This window comes from Oscillibacter sp. CAG:155 (genome assembly GCA_000436875.1).
Classification (GTDB): Bacteria; Bacillota; Clostridia; order Oscillospirales; family Oscillospiraceae; genus Oscillibacter.
On sequence record FR890846.1, the window covers coordinates 1 to 5,397 of the forward strand.

5 protein-coding genes are annotated in these 5,397 nt (G+C 55.7%); 2 read left to right on the plus strand and 3 right to left on the minus strand.

All coding sequences use genetic code 11. The features are described from left to right. Window positions 1-97: 97 nt before the first annotated feature. On the minus strand, window positions 98-1,621 hold the full coding sequence (locus tag QZL67_RS01595) for a sodium/proline symporter (protein ID WP_022289031.1): 1,524 nt from the start codon (window positions 1,619-1,621) through the stop codon (window positions 98-100). 136 nt (window positions 1,622-1,757) lie between these two features. Beyond that, window positions 1,758-2,393: a TetR/AcrR family transcriptional regulator gene (locus QZL67_RS01600; protein ID WP_022289032.1), complete on the minus strand. Its 636-nt coding sequence runs from the start codon at window positions 2,391-2,393 to the stop codon at window positions 1,758-1,760. A gap of 188 nt (window positions 2,394-2,581) precedes the next feature. Here QZL67_RS01600 and dapF point away from each other — a divergent pair, with 188 nt between their 5' ends. Together dapF and QZL67_RS01610 are read left to right on the plus strand one after the other, a co-directional pair. Then, window positions 2,582-3,511 (plus strand): diaminopimelate epimerase, encoded by a 930-nt coding sequence (gene dapF / locus QZL67_RS01605; protein ID WP_022289033.1) that lies wholly within the window; start codon window positions 2,582-2,584, stop codon window positions 3,509-3,511. 15 nt (window positions 3,512-3,526) lie between these two features. After that, a complete protein-coding gene (locus tag QZL67_RS01610) occupies window positions 3,527-4,822 on the plus strand; it encodes a dicarboxylate/amino acid:cation symporter (protein ID WP_022289034.1) in 1,296 nt (431 codons plus the stop codon). A 213-nt stretch (window positions 4,823-5,035) separates the two neighbouring features. Here QZL67_RS01610 and QZL67_RS01615 read toward each other — a convergent pair. Next, window positions 5,036-5,397 (minus strand): L-serine ammonia-lyase, iron-sulfur-dependent, subunit beta (locus QZL67_RS01615; RefSeq protein WP_292919644.1); only part of this gene is annotated, 362 nt, incomplete at its 5' end.

Here is a 5,397-nt window from a genome sequence, read left to right on the forward strand (position 1 = left end):
TCAGTCCTACCTCTGTGCAATTTGAAGAGCGGCTGTCGGATTCCTCCTACGGCCGCTCTTTGAGAATACTATTTATTATTGTATGGATTATAAGTTCTCACACGCCCCGAACTTCATCAAAGATCCGTTCAATCTCCGCGCTGGGCTTTTCCGTCAGCAGACTGACCACAACAATGGCAACCGACGCGGCAATAAATGCCGGCAGCAGTTCGTAGATTGCAAATGCGCCCCCCAGCGTGGCAATTCCATATTTCCAAATGAATACCATGGCACCGCCCACAACCATACCGGCCAGCGCGCCCCACTTGTTAGATCTTTTCCAGAACAGAGCGAACAGTACCACCGGCCCAAAGGCTGCGCCGAAGCCAGCCCAAGCAAAAGATACCACCCGGAAAACAGAACTGTTGGGGTCTCTGGCCAAAAATGCTGCCACCAGGGCAATGACCACCATGGTACTTCTGGCCACGATCACACTTTTTCTCCCGGCAATTTTGAGATGGAAAAACTCCACCAACAGGTTCTGAGATACAGAAGAGGATGCCGCCAGCATCTGGGAGTCCGCCGTGGACATGGTAGCCGCCAGAATGCCCGCGAGAATCACGCCGGCAACCAAGGCTGCAAAGATTCCATAATGGCTGATCAAGCTGGCGATCTGGACAATGATGGTCTCGGAATCCGCCAGCTGCTCCATGGCTCCCGCTTTGGTCATTCCGTTGCCCACGACACCGATAAAGATGGCTACGCCCATGGAGATCACCACCCAGATTGTGGCCACTCTGCGGCTGAGAGCCAGTTTTTTCTCCTCTTCAATGGCCATAAAGCGCAGCAGGATATGGGGCATGCCGAAATACCCCAGGCCCCAGGCCAGCAGGGAGCAGATGGTCAGCAGACTATAAGGACTGGAGCCGCCGGTCGTTGCATCATGAATATGGGTCAGGGAAAGATACCCCGCAAGTGACCGGGCATTGTCCATAACAGCATCCAGGCCGCCGGCCTGTGCTACGCCAAAGCTCAGCACCACGATCAGCGCCACCGTCATAATGATGGACTGAATCAGATCTGTAAAGCTGGCCGCTAAAAAGCCGCCCATAACGGTATAGATAACAATGACGGCAGCGCTGATCAGCATAGCCGTCACATAGGAAGTACCGAACAGACTGGCAAACAGTTTTCCGCAGGCGGAAAAGCCGGAGGCCAAATAGGGAATGAAAAAGATGATGATCACGACTGCTGCAATGGCAGAGAGGAGATTTCGGTCATCCCCCCAGCGCTTGGAGAAAAACTGAGGAACCGTGATGGCATCCAAGTGGTTGGAATATCGCCGGATGCGCCGGGCCACAATCAGCCAGTTGAGATAGGTTCCCACCGCCAGGCCGATGGCTGTCCAGCTGGCCTCCGCCAGGCCGCTGATGTACGCAACGCCGGGCAGTCCCATCAGCAGCCAGCTGCTCATGTCCGATGCCTCCGCGCTCATGGCGGTGACAAAAGGTCCCAACTTACGCCCGCCCAGGTAAAAGTCATCCACAGAGTTGTTCTTTTTCGCGAACCAAACTCCGACGCCCAGCATCGCGATCAAATAGACTGCAATCGCCAGGCAGATCATCAGTTGTGCTGTTGTCATAGTCTCTCTCCTTTTTACTCGATAGACGTTATCATAGCACACTCATAACAAGAATAAAATGCAGAACCGTGTATAGAACAGATTCTGTACGCAGTTCTGCATTTTATCAAAATTAATTGTAACTAGAGGATTTTCGTCATAGACTTTTTTTAGGAATCTCACTGTCCGAAACTGCGGAATTTTCTTTTTTTCCGCGATAGCTTTCCAAAAACATCGGTGTGACCCGGTCCGTGTACGCCACCAGAGAGTAATCGCCCCTGCACAGGCACCAATCATACAGTAGCGCTCGCTCCCACAGGGCATACGCCTTTACAATGTCGTTCACAGTACAGTCCGTCCGCAGCTCGCCGCTGCGCTGACCATCCGTGATAATCTGCCGAAGAAGTTTGAAATAAGTGCGATTACGGTCCAGCAAATGCTTTTCTCCCCGGGCCAGCAGCTGGGTAGACAGCAACCGCGCCAGCAGGTCCATGGAAACGCCGGCCTCGATCATGGCCAGCAGTTCGTGATTGAGATAGATCAGCTTTTCCACTGCTCCCATGTTGGGGGCCATATCCTGCATCAGCTGTTCATATTTCTCATCAAAGACGTAGGCCAGAGTCCCCACCAATGCGTCTTTTCCATCAAAATAGTGGTAAAATGACCCCTTGGACGTCTCGGATTCAAAGACAATATCCTCCACGGTGGTCTCTTCGTATCCCTGCTCGTAAAAAAGTTTCCAGGCCGCCGAAATGATGCGGCCCTTTGTATTTCGGGTATTTTTCCGGGGCATCTGCGGGCACCTCCCTTTTTTATCAGCATACCATACTGCGTTTCAATCTGCAAATCTCCCGGAGATTTCTCCGCAAAGCGCAGGAAATGCATGGTTTTTGGCACATTCCCCATTGTGCTTTTATGCTTTATACTGCTATAATGAATTTTATCTAGTGCGGGTTTTCCCACTGAGAGGGAGTGTCTTTTTTGAAATTCTGGAAAATGAACGGCGCCGGAAATGATTTCGTCGTGCTGAACAATCTGGAAGAGCATCTGCCGGTAGAACTGCTGCCTCAGATCGCCAAGACCCTGTGCGAGCGGCATCTGTCCATTGGCGCAGACGGATTGATGGTGGTGGACGCCCCTACGCAGGGCGGCGACTACAAAATGCGTTTTTACAATTCCGACGGCAGCATGGGCGAGATGTGCGGCAACGGTGCCCGGTGTATCTGCCGGTACGGCTATGAGACCGGTCTTGCAGGTGAGACTCAGACAGTGGAGACCACCGCCGGCATCGTCACCGGCAAGCGGATCAGCAGCCGCCTGTATCGGATTCGCCTGAACGATCCCACCACTGTGAAACTGGATGCCTCTGTGGAGGTGGACGGCGTGCGCTATCCCTGCGCCTATGTGGAGTTAGGGAATCCCGGCATTCCCCACGCGGTGATTCCCTACGCAGGGCTACGGCAGGCAGATGAAAACGAGCTGCGGGAACTGGGCCGAGCCATCCGCTGGCACAAGGATTTCCCCAAGGGCGCCAATGTGAATTTTTACGAACTCACCGGCGAGGATTCTCTGTATGAGCGGACCTTTGAGCGGGGCGTGGAGGATTTCACCTACGCCTGCGGCACCGGCACCGGCTCTGTGGTAACGGTGCTGACCCTTCAGGGCAAGGTCTCCGGCCACGGGGTCAAGGTGGATATGGCCGGCGGCCAGCTGATGGTGGATGCCGAGCGCAACGGCAGCCGCATCGACAGCCTGTATCGCACCGGTCCGCATCGACAGCCTGTATCTCACCGGTCCCACCAACATCGTCTGCAAGGGCGAGGTCACCGACGAGGAGCTGGAACTCCCCGGGCGGTAAAATCTTTGTATGTAAGGCCGCAGGGCCATACAGAATGTGTTTGTAAACCATGATAGGAGGAGAAAACAATGAGCAACCAACTAAACAAAAAGTCGGTAGCCCGCAACTATGCGTTCCTGGCCATCATGCTGGGTTCCATGATCATCGGCTCCCTGGTGGGCTGGTTCTTCCCGCAGGTCAAGGAGGGCGATGAAGTCGTCCAGGCGGGCGCCACCGTTCTCAAACCTCTGGGCACCCTGTTCCTGAACATGATGTTCTGCATCGTGGTCCCCATGGTGTTCTCTTCGATCTCCGGGTCCATCGCCACCATGAAAAGCCGCAAGCGTGCCGGCAAGATCATGGGCACCACCATTTTGACCTTCGTCATCACCGGTGCCATTGCAGCGGTCATCATGATCGTGCTGATGAAGCTGATTCCCCCCGTACTGGAGCCCTGGAGTGACCTGGCAGCAGGCGAGGTGGATAACCCCATCTCCATTCCGGACCTGATCGTGAACTTCTTCACCGTCAGCGACTTCTCCGGCCTGCTCAGCCGCAGCGCCATGCTGCCCCTGATCGTGTTCTCCGTGCTCTTTGGCTTCGGCGTGAACCTGGGCCCCGGCCCTGACAGCCTCATCGCCAAGTTCCTGGTGAGCCTGTCCGAGGCTATGATGAAGGTGGTCCAGCTGGTCACTTATTACGCGCCTATCGCTTTCTTCGGCTTCTTTGCCGACCTGGTTGCCACCTACGGCTCCCAGATCGCCCAGGATTATGCCCGGGCCCTGGCTGTGTATTACCCGCTCTGCTTCATCTACATCTTCACCGCTTTCCCGCTGTTCGCCTGGTTCGGCGGCGGCAAGGGCGCTGTGCGTGAGATGTTCCGCCATATCGCCCGTCCTGCCATCACGTCTCTGGGCACCTGCTCCTCCGTGGCAACCATTCCCACCAATATGGAGGAAGCTGAGGCGACCGGCATTTCCAAGGATGTCAGTGAGATCGTGGTCCCCCTGGGTGCCACCATGCATATGGACGGTTCCTGCTTCTCCTGCATTTTGAAGATTTCCTTCCTCTTCGGCGTGTTCGGCAAACCCTTTGACAATGTGGGCGACATGGTGCTGATGGTCCTGGTGGCCGTGCTGTCCTCCGTCGGCATGTCCGGCGTTCCCGGCGGCGGTTACATCGGCGAGTTCATCATGTGCTCTGTCTTCTTCCCCGATCAGCTGGCAGTCGCCTATCCTATCGCCATCACGCTGGGCAACCTGGTGGACCCCCCTGCCACGATGATCAACTCCTCCGGCGACTATGTGGTCTCCTACATGGTCTCCCGGTTTGTGGACGGCAAGGACTGGTTCCAGAAGGCCATGGCTGCCCGGAAGAACGCCTGATGGTCCGTTTGTGAACTTCAGGTTCCAAGGGATACCTCAATATCACATAATTTGCAGCAAGCGCAGGAGCCGAAAATCGGCTCCTGCGCTTTTGCTTTTCCCGAAAACGATTCCCCCTTGCCACTGTTATAAGGCAAAAAAGAGCGGATGCTGGCATGCATCCGCTCTCTGCTTCTTTTCAGGATTTATGTCGCTGCATTCAGGCAGCCGCCATCACGGCCGTTCTTCCATCTGCTGCTTGACCTGCTGTCCAACCGGCGTGACCGCGAGGCCGCCCAGAGCAGTTTCCCGGAACTCCTCCGGCATGCGGTGTCCCACATCGCCCATACAGTCAATGACCTGATCCACAGGAATCCGGCTTTCAATACCCGCCAGCGCCATATCCGCGCAGCTGACCGCGTTGACCGCACCCACGACGTTTCGCTTCACGCAGGGCACTTCCACCAGACCCGCCACAGGATCGCAGATCAATCCCATCAGGTTCTTCAGCGCCATGGCAGTGGCATGGCCGATCTGCTCCGCGCTGCCGCCCCGAATAGCCGTCAGCGTTCCCGCAGCCATGGCGGACGCCGAGC

Bases quoted from the DNA above. Each gene is read 5' to 3' on its own strand.
- QZL67_RS01595 (WP_022289031.1), bottom strand. From the start codon at position 1,621: ATGACAACAGCACAACTGATGATCTGCCTGGCGATTGCAGTCTATTTG.
- QZL67_RS01610 (WP_022289034.1), top strand. From the start codon at position 3,527: ATGAGCAACCAACTAAACAAAAAGTCGGTAGCCCGCAACTATGCGTTC.
- QZL67_RS01600 (WP_022289032.1), bottom strand. From the start codon at position 2,393: ATGCCCCGGAAAAATACCCGAAATACAAAGGGCCGCATCATTTCGGCG.